This is a genomic window from Butyrivibrio sp. WCE2006 (assembly GCF_000701985.1).
Classification (GTDB): Bacteria; Bacillota; Clostridia; order Lachnospirales; family Lachnospiraceae; genus Butyrivibrio.
This window is the reverse complement of record NZ_JNKH01000002.1, coordinates 49,984-73,873: the sequence shown is the minus strand read 5'-3', so window position 1 is coordinate 73,873 and position 23,890 is coordinate 49,984. Positions and strand designations below refer to the sequence as shown.

The window sequence follows — 23,890 nt, the reverse complement described above, 5'->3', positions numbered from 1 at the left end:
TCTTATTTCCTTTCCCCTCTCCCCAAATTATTCCTCAGATTACTTATGTTTTTAATAGGTGTTAATTTTTCTCAGCCCCAACCTGATTCTTAAACACGTGCTTTTTACCTGTCACATAATTAATCGCAATAACAAGCACAGTCACAATGATTTTTCCATAAAGCTTCTTCATATGAACTATTTCCACGAGGAAAATAAGTCCTACATAGTCCAGAATCATTGTGGCACCGCGCCAGAAAACAAACCTTGCAAACTCCATGACAAGTTCCATGAAATTATTGCATTTACTCTTAAAAACAAAATTCTTATTACATAAATATGCAGCCAGCTTAACAGTTATAAGAGTTATCAGATTGGCAATTCTGTATTCCATGCCAAGTATATCCAGAACATGAAACATGGCTACATTCAAAATACTTGTAGCCACGCCAAAAATCGTATATAGAATAGTCTCTTTGTTAACCAGCTTTTTAAATATCTTTTCTAACATACATTTCTTTCCGTTAATTCAATATATAGATTCCTGTTTTTCCTCAGAAAAACGGGAATCGTATTGGACCAGGTCCTCGCGAAGCGAGGGGCGTGTCCTGCCGAAGGCAGGATTTTTGTGGGCGATTTCCGCTTTTGCCCACAAAAAGTCATGCATTCATGAAATCTTACGCTTCAATCTTGTCCTCATCCTTTGCAGCGGCATTATCATAATCAAGCTTCCTCACATGATACTGTACATCTTCAAGTATCTTGCGGTTTGCTGCAATAACGTCTGCCTGGAGCCCTACAATAAAAGTCATAAATCCCAGCATCATCAGTGTGCTTGCAAGAATAAGCGACTGAACATGACCACCATCTATGCCCATTGCTATAAATACCAGATAGCGCACTCCTAAAATAAAGCCAATCAGAAATGGTATAGCACCGCAGATTGAGAAAAACTGCAATGGCTTATACATGATATAGGCTCTTATTATAGTAAGCATGGATTTTTTTACATATCCAAGCATACTTGAAAAGAGTCTTGATGGTCTAAGCTCAGCGTTAGTCCTGATATCAACCGACTCCATAGGAATCCTCTCGCGGCCTGCCTGTACAATCGTCTCAAGTGTATAGGTGTATTCATTTACAACATTTAGTCTCATGGCTGCATCTCTGCTGTATGCCCTGAATCCGCTTGGAGCGTCCGGTATATCTGATTTTGATGCCTTCCTTACAACCCAGCTTCCGAAATGCTGAAGTTTTTTCTTTAATGGTGAAAAATGCTCAGTCTGATCTATAGGTCTTGCGCCTATCACTATGTCAGCCTTCCCATCAATAATAGGGCGAACAAGCTTCTCAATATCATCTCCGTTATACTGATTATCTGCATCCGTATTAACGATAATATCCGCGCCATTTCTCAGGCAGGCATCAAGTCCTGCCATAAAGCCTTTAGCCAGTCCCTTATTTTTCTTAAAGTTCACAACATAATGAACTCCCCAGTTTCTGGCCACTTCAACTGTGTTATCTTTACTTCCGTCATTTATAATAAGATACTCTATCTTATCAATTCCATCGATGTGCTTCGGCAGATCGTTAAGTGCAACCTCTAAGGTCTCTGCCTCGTTATAGCATGGAATCTGAATAATAAGCTTCATACACTTCTCCTCTATAGACGCTGGCTTATATCTGACTCAGTCCGGTCGGATATGGATAACGTGAGCGCCCAAAGGCGTGCGCTAACGGTAACCAGCTCCCACTTCTTCAAAACAATATCATTACTATATTAATGGTAATCACACTTATCTGCAAGCAAAAATAACCTGATACCAGTCTCACTGATATCAGGTTATTTCCTATATCATAAAACATCTGTCATGACAGCTGTAACACCCATTTTTCTTAGCTGCCTGTACTTCGAAATAGTATTTACGGGATGAGCAATAACTCCAACTCCTATTTTTTGGAACATGCTCACCGCATTTTTGTTTACATAATCTGTATAAAATGCGATATATCTTATTTTCTTACGTCTTTTGCAGATTTTTCTGAAATATTTAAAATCCGCATGCCCGCCTTTTTTAGGAGCTCCGGTTAGTCTGTAGGCTTCAAAAATGTATTCCGGAAAATTATTGAAGCTTTCAAGCTCTCTGTACTGTTTCTCATAATAAATCTGAGGAACTATATTCTCGAAATACTTTTCAGCCTTTTCCTTCCTGCATATCTTTTTAAGCTCTTTATACACCGTAACAAGTTTTGGTTCCTGGGTATCCACGATCAGTTTAATATCAGTATTTTTCAAGAGCTTAATTGCCCGTCTGGCAGTCATGGCCGTTCCTTCTTCATCTGGTTTTGAGCTAAGAAACTCATCATAGGAAACAGTCTTCCTTCCGAATGTAATAAAAGCATGATCGCAAACAAGCACATTGTCTGATGTGAACATAAAGTCAATCTCAATAACTCTTCTGTTTTTATCTATAGCTTCCAAAAGTGCCTCTTCGCAATTAGCATGTCTTACTCCGTTATACTCACCACAGGCATGAACTATTTTTCTATCCTTTATATCTTCCGGGAAAAGTGTCTGATTAACAACAGGACTCTCAGCCATGGCTCTGCCCGGTAATAAAATAATAGCAAGCATTATCGCTATTGCAGCTTGTATTACTTTTTTCACATAACCTCCTATGCGGCTCAAGAAATAGATTGCCGCGCGTTTATTATATGAAAAGGCAGTCAAATCATTTTGGCTGCCTCTTTTGTTATCATATATATAATACTTTAATTATGAAACATTTACCACTTCTTGCACTTATTTCCTTTGTCCTTAAGACTCTTATAGGAATCAATGTGGTATGCATTATCTATTCCGCCCTTACTGAATACTGTATTTCCTGTAAATGTAACTTTACCGAATTTAGCATGGCCTGTAGTTCCTGAAATACTTGCGCCGAACATTCCACCCTTAATGGTGTTGTTCTTTACTACTACTTTGCCTTTACTAAAGCCACCCTTGCCGCTGCCATAAGTCTGAACATGGAGACCAAAGGATTTATACTTCTGTGACTTCTTGGCATTGCTGATGATCTCATTATCAGTAACGGTTATGCCGTTTGTATTGAAGAGAAGTAATGCTTCTGTTTTTAGTGATGTAATATTGCAGTTGGTCACTGAAATTTTCTTATGATAATTGCTTGAATAAGTCTTCACTGCATTGCCACCCTTAATAGGAATATTAGCTGCAACACCTCTGTTTCCGGTAACAGTGCACTTATTTATAACCACATTCTCACAGCACTCTCCGTACATGCTGGAAGGAACAAATGCTGCTGTTGTCGGCGCTGCCATATCAAGCTGAATCTGCTCACAGGTCTTATCACTGCTGGAGCCCTGACCTTCAATAATGCAATTATCGATTGTTACGTTCTTACATGCTACAAGCTCAATGTTGTGTCCGCCCATTCCGGATACCTTTAATGTAGCGTTTGTAATCTTAATGCCATTACCGCCCCAAAGTTTAATAGCAGACTGTGTATCATGCTTAGGCTCAAAAGCAGGATTTCCATCAGCACCATCAGCTCTGATCCATGTTCCACCATTGAGGGAAAAGTCATTGAAGCTATCAACTCCATCAGCATTTGCAAACATATTTCCTCTGCACTTTATGGTAGCTCCTGTAGCTTCAATATGTGTGCCACTCTTAATTCTAAGATAACCATTTAAGTATATCTCACCCTTTAATACGACATCTTCTCCGTTATCTATTGCTTCCTGAATAGCCTTTTGATCTCTATACTGATCAGCATCATCGTGCACTACTTCTTTCGCACTTACCTGCGAAGGTCCAATCAGCATTATGGAAAATGCCATAATAGCTGCGGTCAGTCCATACTTGATTATACTCTTCCTATCCTTCATAAATTATCCTCCTAAAAATACATAAATCATAAATTAAGAGTCATTTTGCATATCTAGTGGATTTATTATAGCATCTCAATACAGCAAGAATTCTAAATCAACTATTAAACTTTTATTACAGTTTTGTAAGCCTCTACATTATGGTTTTATTTAATCAGTTTTTTAAGTTTGTCTATCAGTTCAGCATCTGAAGTCACACATAAATCTGGATACAATTCAGCAATACTTAAATATTCTTCCTGAACCTTACTGTATCCAATCTTGTCAGGCATCCATAAAAACAGCGGCTTTTCAGCTTCTATTGCAGCAAATGCTCTGGGACTGTAATCAGCTACGACCGCATCTGATGCTGATATAAGCTCATTTACTGAAAGTGGAGGCATATTTTTGTAATCTGCATCCGCCGCGCCTGTCATCTGGAACTTCTCCCGGTCGCCTCCCTGTGCTCCCTGCATTGCCACCATTTCAGCAAGGCTTCTCCTTGGATCAAACACAAATCCCTCAAGATAATCAGGAACTGTAACAACACTTCCCGGCTTACCATCCACTGCCATGCAGACACAAATAGTGGTTCTCGCAAAATCCTCATGCATTTTTGTAAACAGCTTAGCAAGCTTTCCCTCAAGCTGCTCTCTGTCCCTGCAGATAAAGCCGATGACTTTCTTATCCTTCGCATATGGGATTATTTGCTGAAGCCTCGTTCTTGCCTCTTCTTTGTAAGTCTCATCACCAAGCATTAGAAGTGTCGGATTCTTGTCTGTTTTTATCACGCCGCCACTTCTCAGTCTATAATTTTTCCTCCAGAACTCTTCCTCTTCCTTTGTGCTGCCATAGACAACATCATAAGCGGATTTAACAGGGAAAAGCCTGGTTTCCTTAACATTATATCCGCTTCTTGATGCCTTCGAAGCTCCCCACAGAGGATACAAAGGTCTAAGCTCAGGGCTTATCTGGATCATAAGAGTTTCAGGTCTTACATCAAACATCCTTAAAATATAAGGTTCGCCTGCACAGTAAATACATTCTGCACAGGATAGCTTTTCACAAAAAGTTTCAATGTTGTCGCTGTTATACTTTATATCCTCAAGAATCTCCCACTTTTTTCCGCTACTCTCAGCTTCCTTTTCAAGAATTCTCTTTACACCGAGAAAAACATCCCAGTCAGAATTCTCATCTCCGAGCAACACTACTCTTCCGGGAACTATCGGTTTTATTTTTCCACTATCGTAAGCGCGCCTTGCCTTTTTCCTGAGTTTTTCCATCTCAGCTATCCGCTTCTGTTCTGTGCCAAAAAGGCTTTTAACCTCCGGAAGATCAGTAAAGTCGCCATTTACAGGTTCTGTTCTCTTATATTTATCAAGCCTGCTGCCAAAAAACTCCCTGGCAATACGCTCTGTAGCATGCCCGTCACAGGCACTCATGAACCTCTCTCTGAAGGCATGGACCCTGGCTTTGTCAAAACGCTCGTCAACATGCTCGATATAATCTATCATTTCTGCATTTGTATAGCATACTGGTCCGGGGGTAAGCTCATCAAAGTTGTAATAGAATCCTCTCCAGTCAAAATAATTAGCCAGATCATATGCAAAAAACAGCATTGGTTTTTCAAATATGGAATATTCGAAAATAAGTGAGGAATAATCCGTAATACAGATATCCGTCACACATAAAAGTTCATCTATACTCATGGCATCAGTCATATCCCTGGCAAAATCCGAGTACTCAGAAGATATCTGTGGTTTGTTCTTAACAAGAGGATGATGCTTTACCAGCAAAACATAGTCATCCTTGAAATGGCTGTAGAACTTACCTATATCAAACATGTCCGGTGTCATGGCATTTCTGGGAATCCCCCTGAAAGTAGGTGCATAGAGAAGTACCTTTTTGCCTTTTGCAGCAGGCATTTCATCAAGGAGATGCTCATAGGCTTTCCTTTTGAAATCATCTCTGTAAAATACATCAGATCTTGATATTCCAATTCCCTTTACACAGGAGCTATCCATGCCCATAGCTTCAGCATAGGCCCACTCGACTTCAGGACTTGATACCGTAACAAGGTCATACTTTGGATGGAGTCTGTAGACCACTCCCTTTTTTCCGTCATTATAGAGCTTGTCTGCGGTGCTGTTGCCGAACTTCTTAAAGGCTCCGGCAGCATGCCACACGTTCATCACATGGGTTCCGCGTCTGACTTTAAAGGACCCTTGCGTATCACTGCTGTCATTGTAAATAAGGTATCTTGCAGTGGCGGCATCCTTTATAAAGTCTATCTGCCTTTTCAGCTCCTGCCTGTTATTCACAAAGCCCTGTCTCAAAAAATGACAGTGTATATCCATCTCATAATTTCTTACAAGATAGTTAAAAAGCTCTCTGTAGCTATCCGTAAGTTCACCGAATCTTATCTCCAGAAAAATGACCTTATCATCCTTAACCGGTTTTAGCGCATAAAAATGATAGATTAAGGGAAACATTATCTTTCTTGTAAGTATTCTGTTGAAATTTGCTGACAGACTGGTGTTGGCTGATGCAGAACTCTTAAAGCTCCTGCCTTTAACATGTCTGTTATCAAAAAAACTCATCTGTTAATTGCTCCTTTGGCAGTTTCTGAAAATATTCATGGACATGGCAATAAGTGGAACCATCGCCATCTGTATAGGATATAAGTATCTGATGTGAGCTCCGCTCTGCGGTCCAACAATACAAAGTGCTATTATCGCAAGGAACGGCACACACATTAAAAATACATATTTATTTTTTCTTACAATCGCATATAAAGCAAGAAGAATCAGCGTCCAGGTATATGTCGATGAAGAGCTGAAAATGCCGATTACAGGATAAGTTGATAATGCGGTCTGTATGCTGTAAATAACTCCTCTATATCCCGTTAAAGCTTCTGATTTTGGAAACGAAAAGTCTGCTCCCTCATCCTTAAGTATCTCGTTCAATTCTCCCATAGTTTTCTGAGCAGAATCATAGTTGTAATATGCCTTATTAAAAGGCACCGGATAAAACAGCTCATACTTAAATTCCAATAGCGCATAGAAATAAACATTGGGATGCTTCTTCATCATTGAGAAAAACGCTTTAAAATAGTTCTTCATATCATCAGATGTGGAGTCCTCTTTAAAACCGTTTTTTACCGGAGATGAATGCCTTGGATTATATTCCTCTGCAAGGGTGTCATACGAAAGAACCGCATCAATTGCGTTTTTTTCTTCTTCAGTAACATCATTTCCGCAGTCTCTGACATATCTGGCCGTCATCTGAAATGGCAGAGACAGCATTTCTCGCTTACTCCCCTGCATGATTCCTGCTGCCGGAAGAAGCGCATTATTCCAAAGAGAATGAACCACCACGATACCTATCAGCACTAAAGCTATGATCAAGGTCCACCCGGTTCTTCTTTTCCATGAAACAAGAATAATTGCAAATATTAAAGAAAGCAAAAGAATATAGTAGGCATCTTTCCTGAAAGCCATCATGCCAAGCCCTGAAAAAATGAGCATGAAATTCATTTTCTTATCCTTGAAAATCTTAAATGCTCCTGACAGAAAAAGCAGCATGAATCCTGTATATATGATGTCCTTAGTAGCAAGAAACATGTACCTTGTAAGATGTCCTCCCGCAAAAAGCACATATAACATAAAAACGATATTCCAGAAATCAGAAAAACCATATTCCGTGAAGATTTTTACAACATATGAAAAGCAGCACAGCATGAACAAAAACTGTATCAGGGTGTAAAGAAATAGTCCTGCATTAAAGGAACCAAAGATCACTACTCCCAATCTGATACATCCATATAGTAAAAGCGTATGCAAAATCGGATGATGGTTATCAAGCTTTGAACCTGTATAGTCCACAGCATAATGGTTAAAGGATGCAGTATTAAAGGCTCCGGCAAGCTGCGCCTTATTATCAGACATAACAAGGCCGGGGAATGCCGCCACAAAGAAAGGCAGAAAGCATATAAAAAGAGTAATGAAAGTGGTGACAAACGGCTTTTCCCTCAAGTATTTCAAATAAGCCCCAAACATGCCTTTTCCTACAATCCTTATACTGTCCTTCTCTACAGCAATATCCACAAGCATTGCTGCCACAGAAAACGCGACAAAGAGCATAACAGAATATCCAAGATACTCTGCAATGCTCTTTATCAGATTATTCTTTATAAGTTCTATCCCGCCTGTAGTTTTAACGGAATATCCAACTGTGAGGAAAAAGGCAAAAAACAGTGATGCTATCACATCAGCTATAACAAAGCCCTTTTCCTTTAAAATATTAAAATACCTTTTCAAGCAGTGTCACTCCCCATATTCAAAGAACGAATCCACCCTGTTCTTTTTATCAAAAAGATGGTTGTAGCAAAGTGTGTTGTATACATTGATCTCATTGAAGTAGGGTGAAGTCTTATCGTCCACTTCATAAAACTTACCATCTGCTCCAACGTAGCCATTGGCATTTATGATAGGAACATCCTTCATAAGATCCAGCAGATACTTATTATACCCGCTCATCTTCATTCCGCAGGCTTCAAGCATAACAGACTGAAGGTAATTTATGCTTATCCCATCTTCAAAAACATAGTTTTCTTCAGGTATATCATAGTTCGCCCAGATAAGGAATCTGGTGTGATACAGATTCATCTGCTCGAGTCCCTTAAGGCTGTTCTTCTCAGTTCCAAGAAGCTCATTGTAGAACTCATCAGAAAGTCCCGGCTCGTGATCTCCAAAGTAAACTATTACCGTGGGATCATCCGTTTTTCCAAAATACTCAACCAATCCTTTAAGTGCATCATCACTCTCATGAATGAGATTAAGATAATTCTCAACGCCATCCTGCTTCAGGTTATCATCAAGAATATCTATCTCATCAGGAAGATTTTCCCACTCTCCAACGTAAGGACTGTGATTTTGCATGGTAACGTTGAAAATATAAAATGGCTCTGAATTTTCACTCTTTGCCTTCTCATATTCCTCAATAATTCTTGCAAAGTCCTCTTTATCATCAACGTGTCCGCCGATAGTATGTGTATCCTCAGCAAAATCAGCCACAGTAATGAAATCAGAAAATCCCATGTACGGATAAACATTCTGTCTGTTATACCCGCTTGCCTTATAAGGGTGAAGTGCAAGTATTCCGCTGTAGTTATCAAGAATCATATTCTGAGTAAGTGTCGGAATAAAACTCTTAATATAGAGCTGATATGGCGTAGTTCCCGCAGGAAGAAACGCCTTGGAATCATTACTTAAAAACTCATACTCTGTATTAGCCGTCTGACCACCAAAGACTGAAACATAGCTTCTGCCCTTTATCGTGTTCTCTGTCAGACTGTCATAAAAAGGCATTACCTCTTTATCAGTATGAAGCACGCCCACATCCTGAAGATCAGCAAATGCCTCATCCATAATAACTATTACATTCGGTCTCTTGGCATCAGTATCTGCGGATACTTTATCCGAAGGGTATTTTTCCTGAAGCTCCGTTATGGTATTTATGCTGTAGCCCTTGGGCTTATCAATCACCATTGTACGTATGCTTCTGGTAAAAGTTAAAAGTCCTCCGTTATTTCGATAAGACTTTATCGGCATGAAAGTATTGATCGTAATGCCGTGGTTTTTAAGGAAGTCCGTTCCTGCCAGTGTATATGCGGATGAGATAACAACAACCGCTCCAAGTCCTGCAATTATAAGTCTGAATCGGGGATCTCTTCTCTTCTCATTTCCGGATCTGTAAAAAAGGAAAAATGAAAAGCAGGCAAGAATAAATGCGATCATCATAAACTGTTTTATGGTATATGAATACTCATAATCGCTTGCAACGTTTAGTGCTGTTCCTGTTGTAGCTATATCCCCTGCCAGAATCGGTATCTGCCTGAACTTGATTACATAATAGTTCACAACACCGAACATCCCTGACAGCACTCCCGAAATAAATAATGACCATCTAAGGGATAAGGTAAAAGCATAAATCGACCAGAGAAGCAAAGCGTACAGCCCGTAATTACCAACTATAACCTTAAGCTTACTTCCTATTATCGAATATGTAGTATCCAAAGCGCACTCTGTAAGGTAGTAGCATATAAAAGGATATATCAAAAGCACCACATATCTTGGCCACTTATCCAGGATTCCTCGCATTTTGTCACAGATAAACGGAAATGCAAATGCAAATAATAAAAAGCAGGCAGTCAGAACAATATATCTTTTTCCTGTGTAATCCGTTACCAGACTAAGCCCGAAAACCGTTACCACTGCCGCAATTACCAGGTAAATTATTTTTAAAACTCTGTTGTTCTTAGTCATTATTTTTCTTTCTTCTTATACTTCTCAAGTGATGGCTCAAAGAACATTTTCATGATTCTGTCAGTTGCATGGCCATCGCACGCACTCATAAACCGCTCCTTGAATTTTCTTACTTCTTCTTTGTCGAATCTCTCATCGATGTTTTCGATATAATCAAGGATTTCCTCGTTAGTCTTATAGACAGGTCCCGGAGTCAGTTCATCATAGTTATAATAAAAACCTCTCCAGTCAAAATAGTCATCCAGATCATAGGCAAAAAAGATCATCGGCTTTTCAAAAAGTGAATATTCATAAATCAGAGATGAATAATCGCTAATACAGATGTCACTTACAAAAAGCAGATCTTCTATAGTCATGCTGTCTGAAAGGTCCTTAGCAAAAGAACTGTATTTTTCAGGAATCGCAGGTCTTTTATGTACAATAGGATGATGCTTGAACACAAGGACATACTCATCACTCAATCTCTCAAAAAACTTCTCTACAGAAAGTTTATCCGGAGTTTCGGCACCAACAGTCTTCCCTCTGAAGGTCGGTGCGTAAAGTATTACTTTTTTGCCTTTGGCCTCAGGAAACTGCTTATAGAATCTCTCGAAGGCTTCCTTCTTTTCGCCATCCTTATAGAAAACATCCGTTCTTGAAAGTCCCACTGCCTTAATGCATTCAGGGTCTTTCTCTTTTCCCATGGCTTCTATATAAGCCCACTCAATCTCCGGAGAGCTTACCGTTACAAGATCATAATTCCCGTGGGAGGGAAATCTTTTCATGTTATCAGCGGTATCCCCAAAAAGCTTCGTAGCCGTGGAAAGTCCGAATCTCTTAAAAGCCCCTGCAGCATGCCAGGTATTTAACTGATGCTGCCCTTTTCTCTTGGGCACACAGGCATGAACATCATTTCCTTCGCTGAATATAAGGTATTTTGCATCAGAGGCCTCCCAGATATACTCTGAATAATGCTTGTATATCTCCCGGCGTCTGTCAGTTCCAATCCTGAAAAACACGCATTTCACATCCATATCATAATCTTCAGTGAGCCTCTTATACAGCTCCTTGTGATTATTAGAAAGTGAAAGGAGTCTCAGCTCCAGAAAAACCACCTTATTTTCTTTAATGGGTCTACGGCTCCCGATGAAAAACATCACAGGAAAAACTATCTTTCTGGAAACCCATCTTATAATAAAATCCTCAGTGGATTGTCTCCACTCCTTAAATGCCATTTAATTACCTTTCTCATCTAAAAGTATCCAAAAGTCTAAGACTTCTTGAATGCAAAGAGGAAAATTCATTCAAGAATCCTGCTTTACAGGATACGCCCCTCGCTTTTAGTTAGCCTTCAAAATGTCTATTGTGCGCTCAAGTCCCTTCTTCATGTCATAGCCTGCGCTCCATCCGAGAGCTTTTAGCTTTGCAGAATCAAGTATTGCCTTGGTTGCTTTGGAATATCCTGCTGCCTCAGTAGCATCAGGAAGCTCAAAGATAACCTTTTTACCTGCATAATCAGCTATGATTGCCGCAAGGTCCTTTAATGCTATATCAGAGGCTTCATCTGCGATGTTATAGGCTCCACCATTTTCACCAAGAAGAAGTACGTAAAGAAGACCTGTAACCGCATCAGCCACATAGCTGTATGAGAATAACTGCGTTCCCTCTGACTTAAGAACTATATCCTCACCATCAACGCCCTTCTTAATAAACTGCGATATAGCCTTGGTATCAGACCAAAGCATGGTCGGTCCGTAGGTTCTTGAAAGTCTCGGAATAACGATATCCATCCCCTTCTGCTTGATGTAGGACTGGCAAAGCGACTCACCTGCTCTTTTTCCCTCCGGGTATCCGGCCCTTACGGTATTACAATCTATGTATCCAAGGTAAGATTCGTCGAAACGATCCACATCTCCTCTGTTCTCACCATATATCTCAACAGAGGACGCAAACATGAATCTCTCTGCATCGGTGCTTATCTCAAGCATATTATTTAGTCCGATAAGATTGGTCATTATAGTTCCTATCGGATCTGTCGAATACTGCATAGGATGAGTATTACTTGCAAGATGCAGCACATAATCTGCTTTAACACTTTTAATCTCATCCATGAAAGGTTTATTAACATCCTGCTCAATCGCAGTTACAATATCAGGATTAAATCTGTTAGCTATTTTCTCTTTGCTTCTTCCGATAGCATATATTTTTATTCCTGATTTTTCTCTTTCCTCAAAACATGTAAGGGCATCAATAAGGCAGCTCCCTATAAGGCCGGTAGCTCCTGATATGAGGAAGCTTTTCCCCTTAATCTTTTCCCAGGGGAGTTCCTTTCCGAGAATGTACTCTATGTCCTCTTTATATAATGAATTTTCAAGTAAATTCATACCGTTTTATCCCTCCTCCTCTAATAACGATAGTTTATATCTGACATAGCTCTGTCAGATATTGGTATCTTATGCGCCAAAAGACATGCACTAACAGTAATCAGCGTCTAAAAAGCTTTTTGGGAAGCCAGAGCAGCTTTTTACCAATCTTATATGCCTTTGAATTGACTGTCTTATTGTACTTGTTCTGAAGCTCGCTCTCCATGAATAACATATATTCTTCATAGCTTCCTTCAGTAACATGCTTAAGAGTCAGATATTTATTGTGCTTATAAATATCATCAGTTCTTATTTCATCCCAGCCAAGCTTTCCAAAAGCTTCATTTTTAATATAATCAAAGGATTCTCTGAAGCTGTCTATAGTACTAAGACTCTTCTGGCATTTTAGACTGTACAGATAACTGTCTACCGCTCTGTTCAAAAAGCTTCTCTTAACCTCTTCGTATACGCCCTTTTCCTCAAGAAATCTCTTTGTCTCCTCAAATGCCCTGAACACACACATGGGAGATCTTGTTTTGTCGCTGGTGGTGCTTATCTTCTGATTGAATCTCCAATAGACAAGGGAATCTCTTATTATTGTGACTTTCTCTGCCAGAACCATTGCTGACATAGTAAAAAAAGCATCGTTTGCTCTCTCGATGCTTTGAAAGCGAATCCCCGTACTTTTAATAAACCCTGTGCGGAACATTTTATTCCACGGTACATTCGTAGTTATATTGAGGATGTAGTCAGGGTTGGTTTTCCTGTTATAGGTATCACCGTTTATAAGATACTGATAATTATTCTTATTCCCGGGAGTCCTTTTTCCGCTCTTATCATCCACATGATAAGCATCGCAAATACAGATATCCGCATTCTCTGCTTTGCACTTCGTATAAAGCTTATCAAGAGCATTTACAGCAAAAAAGTCATCTGAGTCCCAAAATACGATATACTCACCTGTTGCTTTATCAAGGCCGGTGTTTCTCGCTACTCCCGCATTCTGGTGCTCATTTCTTACAACCTGAATCCTGTCATCCTTTTTGGCATACTCATCAGCTATATCAGCAGTTCTGTCCGACGAGCCATCATCAACAACTATTATCTCGATATCCTTAAGCGTCTGTGAGCAAATGGTATCAAGACATTTTTCTATCTGATTCTCTGTATTGTACGAAGGAACTACAACCGTAACTTTCTTTTCCATACTAATCTCTCAACTTATCAATATCCCTGAGTGTTTCGGGGAATTTCTCTTTAAGAAAACCAATAGCTGCTCTATATGCTTCATCCTCCGGAACTGTCCCCATCATCTTTCTAAGCTCTGAGGTCTGTTCCTTGACTTCTTTCTCCTTGCGGATCTTAAAGTCTGCTGCAAGCTTATCTATGTCGGCCTGTGACTGCGGAATCTTCATCGTCTGAAGGAATTCCTCATAAGCGTCACAAAGCTTCTCTACATCGCTGCCAAACGCAATCTGTTTACCATGATCAAGCCACAGTATCTTATCGCATAGCTCTCTGACCTGAGATATGGAGTGTGATACAAGAATTGCAGTGATACCTTTTTTAAGTATCTCTCTCATCTTATTTCCGCTCTTTTCTCTGAAAGCTCCGTCACCAACAGATAAAACCTCATCCAGAATCAGTACATCCGGATCCACAAGACATGCGATGGAAAAGGCCAGTCTGCTTCGCATTCCGCTTGATAACTGTTTAAACTGATAATCCTCAAACTTCTCAAGCTCGGCAAACTGGATTATCTCACGGTATCTCTCATCCATAAACTGCCTTGTATAACCAAGCATGGCACCACGCAGGTACGCATTTTCCTTAACTGTCATATCTTCATCAAAGCCACTGGTAAGCTCAAGCAGCGCTGCTATTGTTCCATTAACCTTGATAGTTCCCTCAACGGGAAGAAGTATCTGGGAAATAGCTTTAAGTATTGTACTCTTACCCGCTCCGTTAGAACCGATGATACCAAGCATTTCTCCCTTTTCAAGCTTGAAATTTATGTGTCTGTCTGCCCAGAATTCCTCCACATGATAGTTACCACTGAGCTTTCTTACCACGAATTCCTTTAATCCAATTGCCTTTAAGTCTCCGGTGATATAACGGATACTAACATCATTACATTCTATTACTGACATGTGTACTCCTAAATCTTTGCCTGTATTATAACTATTACGGTCTTAACATTCTCCATAAAGCCCGTAAGCCCCACCAAGTGCTCTCTTTATATAAATCCAACACTGACGCCATCATATTACAGGTAGTAAACAAACTCGTGGTTGTATCTCTTATAAATCCACAAGCCTATTGCCAGATAAAACAGTGCATAAAAAGCGCAAAGCACATGATACTCTATTGAAGGTATGGTGCACTCCATTACAACAACTCTGACATACTTTATCATGACATAAACGGGATTCAGCAAAAATGCCCTCTGGATCATAACATTATTGAAATCCTCTACATGATAGAATATAGCTGACAAATATCCCAAAAGTGTCAAAAATACGTCATACAGATACTGAATGTCTCTGAAAAAGACATAAAGCGCTGATAAAATCATTCCTATTCCGATATTCATGATAAGCAATGTAGATATCGGATACAGGATCATAAGCATATGCGGTCCGAACTTTATCTTGTCAAAGAAACAGAATATGAAAAATACCACCAGCGTCAGCATGAAATTAACAAAAGCCGACACGTTCTTTGACAACAGGAACAGATATTTCGGAACATTTATCTTCTGAAGAATCCTCCGTTCCTTAAACAGTGAGCTCATTCCGTTCTTCGTAGCTTCCTTATAGAAGGACATCATTATATTTCCCGAAAAAAGGTAGGTCGTATAATAAAGCGAATTCTTACCTCTTCCAAAAAACTGTGTGAACACTATCTTCATTACAAGAAGATGAAGAAGCGGGGATAAAATACTCCATCCCATACCAAGTATGGTTCGCTTATATTTCTGATTAAAATCTCTCTGTACAAGTTCCTCAAACAGGAATTTGTAAGATTTTGCCTTTCTTATTCCTTTTTTTATCTTATTACTGATTCTCATATCTCTCTTACTCTTCAAAATTTAATTACTACACCAAACATCTATAATAGCAATTATTTACCCGTTTTACAACCTGGCCTGTTTATCAGCCTCTATCACCTCAGATATTCTCTTTGCCCTGCTATCAAAAGTATGATTTTCCAAAACCATCTTTTTCCCTGCTCTGGCAATTCTATCTCTCTCATATTCATGGGTAAGGTAGTAATCTATTTTGTCACTTAAATCTTTCCTGTCCTTATAGGTCACAAGGCTTGAACCGAATGTCTCATTAAGTCCCGGAACATCATCACTTATCACAAAAGCGCCTGCACACATGGCATCAAAGATTCTGTTGGAAATGATTCCGTATTCTCTCATATCATCCCAGTGATCATTTAAGAGAATTCTGGCATCGTGATAAACTGCAGAAACCTTGTCATTAGGTATATAATTTGCTATCACATGGCTCTGAACCTCAGGAAATTTGTCCCAATGTCTTCCATAAACATGCAGGTCATGATCCGTCGGAAGTACATCCCTAAGTATTTTCCTGAAGACTCCTCTGCTGTTACCCACAAAAAGGAGCTCAGGTGCATAGTTGTTTTCAGGTATAACCTTATCCTTGCTGTATGACATTACGGAAGGGTCAGTGCACTGCATCAGAATTTCAGAAGGAACCGCAACTTTTTCGCCAAACTTCTTTTTCATAATATCCGATGCATAGAATATGTAATCAGCCTGCATCAGTTCTGTCTCCCTGATATCTGCAGGATGTGAGATTGTCCAGTAAACAAGTCTTTGTCCGTCGCTTAAAGCTTTCCTGTAATATCCGTGCTTACCGCGAAGTACAATAACTGTCCTTGCAGTACTCTCCTTGTACCAGTCGTCGATTGGAAGCACATTTACCTTATATCCCAGTTTTTCCAACGCACCCTTTAAGGCATATGCAAAATGATAGTCTCCCCAGAATTTCCCATCGTCATTTCCGGGCATGGATGCACAGATGTCAATCTCGTTGTTGTCAGGCTTTGGCCTTGTTCCCTGATTTCCACCGCTCCGCCATCTGCCAGGCAGTATTGGCCTTCCGTAATTATTTGCTTTCCTTATTTCTTTATCTCTGAAAACAGAAACCAGGCAGTAATCCGCCAGATAATTATCTTTACCATATGCCTTGGACATAAGACACAGATCCGCCAGTGCAAAGTCCCAGGAATTATTCACATATAAACTGCAAAGACCGCCTATCTTTTTATAATAATCAGCCTTGATCATAATGATATTGATGGAAGGAATATCCGTCCCGGCTATACCAAAATTTTCCTCCTCTGTCTTCACATCGGCATCGAGAAGCTTACACAAAGTCCCGCGGTTTGCAGTGGAATAGGGAAGGTACTTTACTCCCTTAAATCTGATCTTCAATGCTTTTCCTTTTCTCATCTTCATTGAGTAATAGGTTGAACCACCGACGATTCCGACATTGTCATTTCTTACAAAGGCTTCTGCAAGAAAATCAAGCCAGCCATCATGTACTTCATCCACATTGTTCACAAAAACAAGGTACTCACCCCTGGCATCAGCTGCATTTTCAACTATTTCGTATTTTATATTTGTTTTGGATTTTTTTATTGATTCTTCGAATCTCTTCCTTACCCCCGGATTATCATTAGGAAGATAGACAACAGAAACAGACATACCGGAAAAATCCTGTATGCCCTTGAAATGCTCCCTGATTCTGAACCTGTCAGCACCTCTTGCCGCAGAGTTTCCTATAAACAAAAATCCTTTTTTTATCTTATTGAACATTAAAATAATCCTTTGATAATTATCAATACAGGCATAGATAATACTTTGCCCATTTGGTACAATATACTATGATTTCCCAAACAATAACAAGGATAAATTGTGTGGGAATCATTGATTTTACCTGCCTTTGCAGAAAAAATCAGAATTACTATTTTAACGAGGCAAAAATGAACGAACCAAAAATTTCAGTTATTATTCCGGTTTATAACGCCCAGAAATATATCAGAAAATGTCTGGGCAGTATTCTCAAACAGCATTTTCCTCTTGAGGTTATTTGCGTGGATGACTGTTCTACAGATTCCACTCCGGAGATTCTTAAGGAATACGCAGAAAAATATTCCAACGTCACTGTCCTTAGGAATGAAAAAAACATGTATGCAGGCCCTTCAAGAAACAGAGGTCTTGAAATCGCAAAGGGCGAGTATGTCCACTTTATGGATTCCGATGACTTTGTAGCTCCGGGTTCTTACGCCTACATGTATAAAAAAGCCAAAAAGAATTATCTGGATATGCTGAAAACCCGTTGCGTTGCCATCAATGAAAAAACAGGTTTTCCCATAAAAAAGCAGTATCGATTCCCCAGATTTAAGAAGGAGCTTTACAATACTGTACTTGATTTTCATAACAGACCTGAAGATCTGTACTGTATCAATGTTGTTCCATGGAATGGCATTTACAGACGTGAATTTCTCTTGGAGAACAATATCCGATTCAACGATCTTTTCTGTGCAAACGACCGCTCCTTTTATGTAAATGTCTGCATCATCGCCAAAAGGGTTATGATCACCAGACGCACCTTTGTCTTCCACAGAAAAAACATCGGTGACTCTCTCGTGGGAAAACGCGCCACACACTTCGATTGTGATCTTGAGTCCTTCAAAATCTGTGAAAATATGTGCAATGACAATAATGTCAACGACAAGGTTCGCTTTGAAATTCTTGAACACGAGCTTCGCAATGTCTTTGGATGGTACAAGATTTTTAATGACAAGAAAACCGTTAGCCCCGCCCACAAACAGGCAATAAATGAGCTCTTTTCCGATAGTCGAAGAAGCTACTTCGATTCCTATGGGGAAAAGAGCAAATGGTCAGTCTTTAAAAAACTTATTTAATCATAAAGCCTGTAGGCTTTCATATCATGTGTCTTCCTCTTGTCCTCAGGAGGAAGCTGCATGTAATCTCCAAACAGGTTGTGGAGATATTCGTTCCAGTATGAGCATGCTTTAAACATATGCCCTTCAAATTCCACTTCTATCCACTTCTCATAAGCTTCTCTCGGAATAGCTTCCCTTACGCCGTACAGGCCTTCAGTTACAATTCCAACATTTTTCGCTTTTTCATAGGGATAGGCGCAGCTCTCGCTTATTAGCTTATCATTATACCTGTCAGTATTTACAATATTTGCTATAAGAAAAAGAAGAGGCTTTACCAGCTTTTTGGATAAGCTCTTACCTTCAAAAGGTCTTATGTGCTTCATCTGTACATATTTTCTATAGGTAGTAACCCTCCTATACAGATCTGCAACTTCTTCCTCTTTATCCGGAAGTCCATCCACCGGAAGAAGATCAATCCACAGATTGTCGTATTCCTCTTCTCTGAAGTAGTCATTAAACACCACTGTTCGCTTATCAAGAACCTTTATAAAAGGGAATCTGGACGTGCCGTTGTCATAGCAGACTATCTTTAGCCAGTCGGGAGACTTGAGTTCATCATTTTTTACAAGCCTGCAGAGCCTGTCATATTCCGGTCTTGCCATGCAGATGTCTATGTCATCATCCCAGGGTATAAAGCCCTTGTGTCTTACTGCCCCCAGAAGGCTTCCTCCGCAGAGGTAAAAAGTAAGTCCGTTCTCATCACAAATCTTCTCAAATTCAAGAAGAATATTCAGCTGAGTATCTTTTATTTCCTGTAGGGAAAGTCGTTTCCCCTTAACATCCGATTCTCTCACTTTAACCAGTTATCCTTATCAGATTTAAGATATGCCTTGAACATCTCAAGGTCGTCCTTTGTAGTAAGCTTGATATTCTTATCAGAACCTGCTGCAAAGTATAGTTTCTCTCCCAGATCAACCATCATAGTATTGGTATAAGCACTGCCCTTAATTCCGATGCCTTTTTCAAAAGCCTCATGATATGCCCAGTCGAGCTTACCGAATTTATAAGCCTGCGGTGTTGAAACTCTTCTTAAGGTCTCTCTTGGAATATATTTTTTTGTCGTGCCCTCTTCCTCATCATTTACAACAAAGATCTGTTCATTATAAGGAAGGGATGTCACAGCATTTCCATGCTTTTTACATACTACGATTACATCGGAAAGAACCATCTCATCCACAAGAGGTCTTATTCCATCGTGAATGATTATTATATCATCATCCTCAGCCTTACCTTCAAGATTGAACACACCATTTCTAATGGATTCCTGTCCGCTCTCTCCGCCGGGAACTATCCATTTTAATTTCGTAATATTGAACTGCTTGGCATAAGCCCAAACCATATCCTGCCAGCCGTCGATACATACAAGCTCTATCGCATCAATCTGAGGATGCTTTTGAAATCCCTCCAGAGTGTACATCAGTACAGGCTTATCATACACATTGATAAACTGTTTAGGAATATCCTGCTGCATACGATGTCCTGATCCACCTGCAATTATGATTGCTATGTTAGCCATTAGGTCTCCTCCTCTTTGTGTATTGGCACGATTACTTCGTAATCCTGCCCTATCGGTCGGAACCATTCCGAATCATGACTTCGTCATGATGGTTCCTCCTCGTAAACATAATTTTTCACAAAACTTACGGTTATTTATCAAAATACAAAGCTACCGCCGAGTGAATCTCTCGGTCCTCTTCCTTGGGAATCTGCATATAGTCCGGTCCGTAAAGAATCTCCATATAGGTCTTTGTTCCCTTGGGAATCCTTACATCTAACCCTTCAAAAACTGCATTCTTTGATTGGCACATATCTTCTCTTTTGTACATTTCACCAAAATAATGCTTTCGTCCGCTGGGTATGCAGACCAGCCTGGAATCCTCCAAACCACAGTAAGAATACCAATAAATAACACATTTGGCAACTTTATCGAGGCTCAGCCATTTAAAGAGTTTTCCAAATTTCATCTTCTTTTCAAAGGCCTCTCTTAATACCTCATTGACCGAGAGATATGGCTTTAATGCCTCCCAGTCCTCCGCTGTTTTCCTGCAGGTCAGAATATATCCAAGAGCAAGACAGAGCATACCGTGTATCTTTCTTTTTACCGGATTGTCATAGGTGTTTTCCAGGATAAATATATCTATGAAAATACCTGTGTCCTTCATTGTAAGTTCATTGAAAGCCTTATAGGTAGTTCTCTTTTTCTTGATCTGAACATGGGACATTCCATAGCCTCGTCCACATTCTGGTCCGCAAAGGACATACTTATCCCCAAGCCTTTTGTGGAAAACTTCTTTTAAATGTTCAAAATCCTTCCTGGGCATGTTTAAATCAATGTCATCATCCCAGGGTATAAAGCCCTTATGTCTTATGGCTCCCAGCACGGAACCACCGCTCAGGGTATAGAATATTTTTTCCTCTTCAAAGACCTTTATGAAATCCTTAAGCATCTCCAGAAGAGTCTTCTGCAACTCCTTAAGCTGCTCATCACTTAGTTCAAAGGTCCCCGGTGCTCCCCTGAAGCCGGTCTTAAAAAAGTGTCTCCTGTCACCGGCTCCTATAGCTTTTTTATTACCCATTTATTCAAGTTCCTCTTTTATTTTATCAAAATCCACCACATCACTGTAAAAACCATCTACTCCGAGCTTGATAAATTCCTTCATCTCATCGGCACTATTTACAGTATGTGTAAACAGCGGAATTCCAGTAGCCTTGATATCAGCTACAAACTCCTCATTTATAAAAGCTTTTTTGGCAGTAAAGGCAACAAAGTCATGCTTTGATGCAGCGTCCAGAATGGCAGCCGCTGTCCGCTCCTCTTCCTCTGTTCTATAGAGCGTAAAAATAATATTGTTAAATCCAAGCTCCTCCATGACCGTTGCTTCTTCCTCATGGTAAACCTGAATTATAAATCTGTCCTTAAGGTCAGGGCAATACTCCGCGATCATCTTCGCGCCCTCTGCGTTATAGTCCTGTTTTATATCTGTTACGATATATAAGTCATCGTGGCTTCTCAAGAAATCCACAAGACTTCCAAGCCAGAGGGGTGTAAATTCGTCCTCCATCCTGCAGGAAAGTGCATCCTCCAGTGATACCGCCTCTTCCAGGGGCTCACCATCTTTATAGAGCTGCTTCCATGCATGGGCGCATACGAGCTTTTTATCCGTTGTCATCAAAAAATCCAGCTCGCAGAATTTGTTACCCTTGGAATAGCAGTTATTCAGCGCTTCCACGCTGCTGGTGTAATTTATCTGCTCACCGCCTGCCGATTCGATATATCCTCCTGCATGAACTATATGCTTTTCCGCCACAAGGTCATTTCTTATTTGGGCTGTTTCCTGCGGATTACTCAATGAAAACTCATAAAAATCATCCACCCTTGTCTTTTTATCAAACAGATGGTTGTATACAAGTCTTCTGTATTGCTCCATACGTTCATAATATGGCGAAGTACTGTCATCTGTGTTATAGAAATTCCCGTCAGCCCCAATATACCCATTGGAAGTAACTATAGGAACCTCCTTCATCACATCAAGAAGATATTTATTGTATCCACTCATCTTCATTCCTGCCGCATCCAGCATAAGTGATTGAAGGTAATTGACGCTTATTCCGTTTTTTCCGGAATAATCCGCCTCGGGTATGTCATAATTTGCCCATATAAGGAACTTCGTGTGATACAGATTCAAAAGCTCCTCTCCCTCAAGGTTATTCTTATTTCCGCCAACCAGCTTATTATAAAAACTGTTTCCCACTCCGGGTTCATGATCCCCAAAGAAAACTATAACCGTCGGCTCATCAACTTTTTCAAAGTACTTAACAAGCTTCTCCAAAGCCTTATCACTCTCGTGTATAAGATTAAGATAATCCTGAACACCCTCCATGTTCAGCTCTTCATCTGTTACTTTCACTTCATCAGGCACATTTTCCATATCATTTGAAAAAGGTCCGTGGTTCTGCATGGTCACGTTAAATATATAAAATGGTTCATCACTGTCTTTCCTTGACTTTTCATATTCCTCTATGATTCTGTCATAATCCGCATTATCAGTGATGTGCTCAGACATAGTCTCCACATCCTCAGGGAAATCCGAAGCCGAAATAAACTGATCGAAGCCCAGAGCAGGATATACGTTATTACGATTGTATCCATTCGGTTTGTAAGGATGCAATGCTATCGCCCTGCAATAATTATCAAGGAGAAGATTCCCTGTAAGGGTGGGCATAAAATCCTTGATATAAAGCTGATACGGTGTTGTTCCCGCAGGTAAAAACGCCATGGAATCATTGGATAAAAACTCGTACTCGCTGCTGGCTGTCTGGCCACCAAATACCGACACATAGCTCCATCCCTTTATGGTATTTTCCGTAAGACTGTCATAAAAAGGCATAACCGGTATGTTGGTATTTAAATCCCCCACATCCTGAAGATCAGAAAATGCCTCGTTCATAATAGCGATCACATTGGGTCTTACTTTATCATCAGATATGGAATCAGAGTTATATGTCTCCATAAGCTCTTCTATCTCTTTCGGATCATATTCTTCAGGCTTATCAACTACCATATTCCTGATGCTTCTGGCAAAAGTCAGAAGTCCGCCCTTTTGTCTGTAGGTTTTAATAGGTATCCATACATGAACTGATATACCCTGATTTTCCAAAAAATCACTAAAAGCTATTGTTCTTGCAGCAAATAAAAATACTACTACCGCTATGGCTGCAACTGAAACCCTTTTTAACAGGCCGGGCTTCTTTTCCCTTTTCACTCTGAAAAACAGAGCAAAAGCCAGCGTTGCCAAAAGGAACTGTATTGCCATGAACTGACGCATTCCCATTTCATAGCTGTAATGTCCTGCCACATTCATCGCCGTTCCTGCTGTTGCCACATCACCGGCTAGAATAGGAACCTGTCTGTATAAAACCGTGAAATAATTTGCGAGTCCAAAAGAAATAAAGAGCAGTCCGCTAATAAAAAACGAAATGCCGTAAGATAGGGTTAACGCGAAAATGAACCATACGATAAGTGCATACAGTCCATAATTGCCCAGAATAATTTTTAATCCATTCCCTGGGAAATCAAATCCTGTCTCCAGTGCAGCTTCAGTAAAATAGAAGCACAGGAGCGGATAAAGAATGAGTCCTGCTATATAAAGTGCTTTCGGTGCCTCCCGCTTCACTTTACCCGGCAAAAAGGGTGAAGAAGCCGCAAACACAAACAGAAAAGCACTTATGATAATATATCTTTTTCCTGTAAAATCAGTTATGTGCTTAAAACTAATAGCTGAAACAAATAATATAAATAATAAATAAACAATGCCGACAACAGCACTTTTTCCTGATTTTCTTTCCACT

Annotated in this window: 18 protein-coding genes; 1 reads left to right on the top strand and 17 read right to left on the bottom strand. The window is 39.9% G+C overall.

Annotated features, from left to right (window positions below; genetic code table 11):
- Window positions 1-61: 61 nt before the first annotated feature.
- From T501_RS02250 to T501_RS02190, 13 genes are all read right to left on the bottom strand, one after another.
- Window positions 62-490, bottom strand: a complete 429-nt coding sequence (locus T501_RS02250; protein WP_044913036.1) for a GtrA family protein — start codon at window positions 488-490, stop codon at window positions 62-64.
- Window positions 491-656: 166 nt separating this feature from the next.
- The gene (locus tag T501_RS02245; RefSeq protein ID WP_044913034.1) at window positions 657-1,631 is read right to left on the bottom strand and encodes a glycosyltransferase family 2 protein; all 975 of its coding nucleotides are present in this window, start codon (window positions 1,629-1,631) and stop codon (window positions 657-659) included.
- Window positions 1,632-1,834: 203 nt separating this feature from the next.
- On the bottom strand, window positions 1,835-2,647 hold the full coding sequence (locus T501_RS02240) for a PI-PLC domain-containing protein (RefSeq protein ID WP_044913032.1): 813 nt from the start codon (window positions 2,645-2,647) through the stop codon (window positions 1,835-1,837).
- Between the two features lie 119 nt (window positions 2,648-2,766).
- Window positions 2,767-3,888, bottom strand: coding sequence for a glycoside hydrolase family protein (locus tag T501_RS02235; RefSeq protein ID WP_026509853.1), 1,122 nt, complete (start codon window positions 3,886-3,888; stop codon window positions 2,767-2,769).
- 146 nt (window positions 3,889-4,034) lie between these two features.
- On the bottom strand, window positions 4,035-6,467 hold the full coding sequence (locus T501_RS21710) for a CDP-glycerol glycerophosphotransferase family protein (RefSeq protein ID WP_050008072.1): 2,433 nt from the start codon (window positions 6,465-6,467) through the stop codon (window positions 4,035-4,037).
- A 3-nt stretch (window positions 6,468-6,470) separates the two neighbouring features.
- Window positions 6,471-8,186 (bottom strand): DUF6020 family protein, encoded by a 1,716-nt coding sequence (locus tag T501_RS02225; RefSeq protein ID WP_026509852.1) that lies wholly within the window; start codon window positions 8,184-8,186, stop codon window positions 6,471-6,473.
- Between the two features lie 6 nt (window positions 8,187-8,192).
- Entirely contained in the window at window positions 8,193-10,193 is a 2,001-nt protein-coding gene (locus tag T501_RS02220) for an LTA synthase family protein (RefSeq protein ID WP_050008071.1), read from the bottom strand.
- The gene (locus T501_RS02215; protein ID WP_044913030.1) at window positions 10,193-11,407 is read right to left on the bottom strand and encodes a CDP-glycerol glycerophosphotransferase family protein; all 1,215 of its coding nucleotides are present in this window, start codon (window positions 11,405-11,407) and stop codon (window positions 10,193-10,195) included. Before T501_RS02215 ends, T501_RS02220 begins: the two co-directional genes overlap by 1 nt.
- A 105-nt stretch (window positions 11,408-11,512) precedes the next feature.
- On the bottom strand, window positions 11,513-12,556 hold the full coding sequence (locus T501_RS02210) for an NAD-dependent epimerase/dehydratase family protein (protein WP_044913028.1): 1,044 nt from the start codon (window positions 12,554-12,556) through the stop codon (window positions 11,513-11,515).
- Between the two features lie 100 nt (window positions 12,557-12,656).
- Complete coding sequence (locus tag T501_RS02205) at window positions 12,657-13,742, bottom strand: glycosyltransferase family 2 protein (protein ID WP_044913026.1); 1,086 nt, start codon at window positions 13,740-13,742, stop codon at window positions 12,657-12,659.
- A 1-nt stretch (window position 13,743) separates the two neighbouring features.
- Window positions 13,744-14,685, bottom strand: coding sequence for an ABC transporter ATP-binding protein (locus tag T501_RS02200; protein WP_081675194.1), 942 nt, complete (start codon window positions 14,683-14,685; stop codon window positions 13,744-13,746).
- A 116-nt stretch (window positions 14,686-14,801) separates the two neighbouring features.
- Window positions 14,802-15,605, bottom strand: a complete 804-nt coding sequence (locus T501_RS02195) for an ABC transporter permease (protein ID WP_026509849.1) — start codon at window positions 15,603-15,605, stop codon at window positions 14,802-14,804.
- A 66-nt stretch (window positions 15,606-15,671) separates the two neighbouring features.
- Window positions 15,672-17,387 carry a glycosyltransferase gene (locus T501_RS02190; protein WP_044913024.1) on the bottom strand — a complete coding sequence of 572 codons (1,716 nt, stop codon included), beginning with the start codon at window positions 17,385-17,387 and terminating at the stop codon, window positions 15,672-15,674.
- A 167-nt stretch (window positions 17,388-17,554) separates the two neighbouring features.
- Between T501_RS02190 and T501_RS19795 the strand changes: the two genes are divergently transcribed.
- The gene (locus tag T501_RS19795) at window positions 17,555-18,499 is read left to right on the top strand and encodes a glycosyltransferase family 2 protein (RefSeq protein ID WP_196814180.1); all 945 of its coding nucleotides are present in this window, start codon (window positions 17,555-17,557) and stop codon (window positions 18,497-18,499) included.
- Here T501_RS19795 and T501_RS02180 read toward each other — a convergent pair.
- The 4 genes from T501_RS02180 to T501_RS19790 form a co-directional block, all read right to left on the bottom strand.
- Complete coding sequence (locus tag T501_RS02180; protein WP_026509847.1) at window positions 18,496-19,335, bottom strand: LicD family protein; 840 nt, start codon at window positions 19,333-19,335, stop codon at window positions 18,496-18,498. The genes T501_RS19795 and T501_RS02180 overlap by 4 nt on opposite strands.
- On the bottom strand, window positions 19,332-20,057 hold the full coding sequence (locus T501_RS02175) for an IspD/TarI family cytidylyltransferase (protein WP_026509846.1): 726 nt from the start codon (window positions 20,055-20,057) through the stop codon (window positions 19,332-19,334). Before T501_RS02175 ends, T501_RS02180 begins: the two co-directional genes overlap by 4 nt.
- Before the next feature lie 130 nt (window positions 20,058-20,187).
- A complete protein-coding gene (locus tag T501_RS02170; RefSeq protein WP_050008070.1) occupies window positions 20,188-21,117 on the bottom strand; it encodes a LicD family protein in 930 nt (309 codons plus the stop codon).
- On the bottom strand, window positions 21,118-23,889 hold the full coding sequence (locus T501_RS19790; protein WP_050008069.1) for a sulfatase-like hydrolase/transferase: 2,772 nt from the start codon (window positions 23,887-23,889) through the stop codon (window positions 21,118-21,120).
- Window position 23,890: the final 1 nt, after the last annotated feature.

What these genes read in the sequence shown, in the direction of transcription:
- T501_RS02250 (WP_044913036.1), bottom strand. Translation starts at nt 490, where the DNA reads ATGTTAGAAAAGATATTTAAAAAGCTGGTTAACAAAGAGACTATTCTA.
- T501_RS02245 (WP_044913034.1), bottom strand. Translation starts at nt 1,631, where the DNA reads ATGAAGCTTATTATTCAGATTCCATGCTATAACGAGGCAGAGACCTTA.
- T501_RS02235 (WP_026509853.1), bottom strand. Translation starts at nt 3,888, where the DNA reads ATGAAGGATAGGAAGAGTATAATCAAGTATGGACTGACCGCAGCTATT.
- T501_RS21710 (WP_050008072.1), bottom strand. Translation starts at nt 6,467, where the DNA reads ATGAGTTTTTTTGATAACAGACATGTTAAAGGCAGGAGCTTTAAGAGT.
- T501_RS02220 (WP_050008071.1), bottom strand. Translation starts at nt 10,193, where the DNA reads ATGACTAAGAACAACAGAGTTTTAAAAATAATTTACCTGGTAATTGCG.
- T501_RS02215 (WP_044913030.1), bottom strand. Translation starts at nt 11,407, where the DNA reads ATGGCATTTAAGGAGTGGAGACAATCCACTGAGGATTTTATTATAAGA.
- T501_RS02210 (WP_044913028.1), bottom strand. Translation starts at nt 12,556, where the DNA reads ATGAATTTACTTGAAAATTCATTATATAAAGAGGACATAGAGTACATT.
- T501_RS02205 (WP_044913026.1), bottom strand. Translation starts at nt 13,742, where the DNA reads ATGGAAAAGAAAGTTACGGTTGTAGTTCCTTCGTACAATACAGAGAAT.
- T501_RS02200 (WP_081675194.1), bottom strand. Translation starts at nt 14,685, where the DNA reads ATGTCAGTAATAGAATGTAATGATGTTAGTATCCGTTATATCACCGGA.
- T501_RS02195 (WP_026509849.1), bottom strand. Translation starts at nt 15,605, where the DNA reads ATGAGAATCAGTAATAAGATAAAAAAAGGAATAAGAAAGGCAAAATCT.
- T501_RS02190 (WP_044913024.1), bottom strand. Translation starts at nt 17,387, where the DNA reads ATGTTCAATAAGATAAAAAAAGGATTTTTGTTTATAGGAAACTCTGCG.
- T501_RS19795 (WP_196814180.1), top strand. Translation starts at nt 17,555, where the DNA reads ATGAACGAACCAAAAATTTCAGTTATTATTCCGGTTTATAACGCCCAG.
- T501_RS02175 (WP_026509846.1), bottom strand. Translation starts at nt 20,057, where the DNA reads ATGGCTAACATAGCAATCATAATTGCAGGTGGATCAGGACATCGTATG.
- T501_RS02170 (WP_050008070.1), bottom strand. Translation starts at nt 21,117, where the DNA reads ATGGGTAATAAAAAAGCTATAGGAGCCGGTGACAGGAGACACTTTTTT.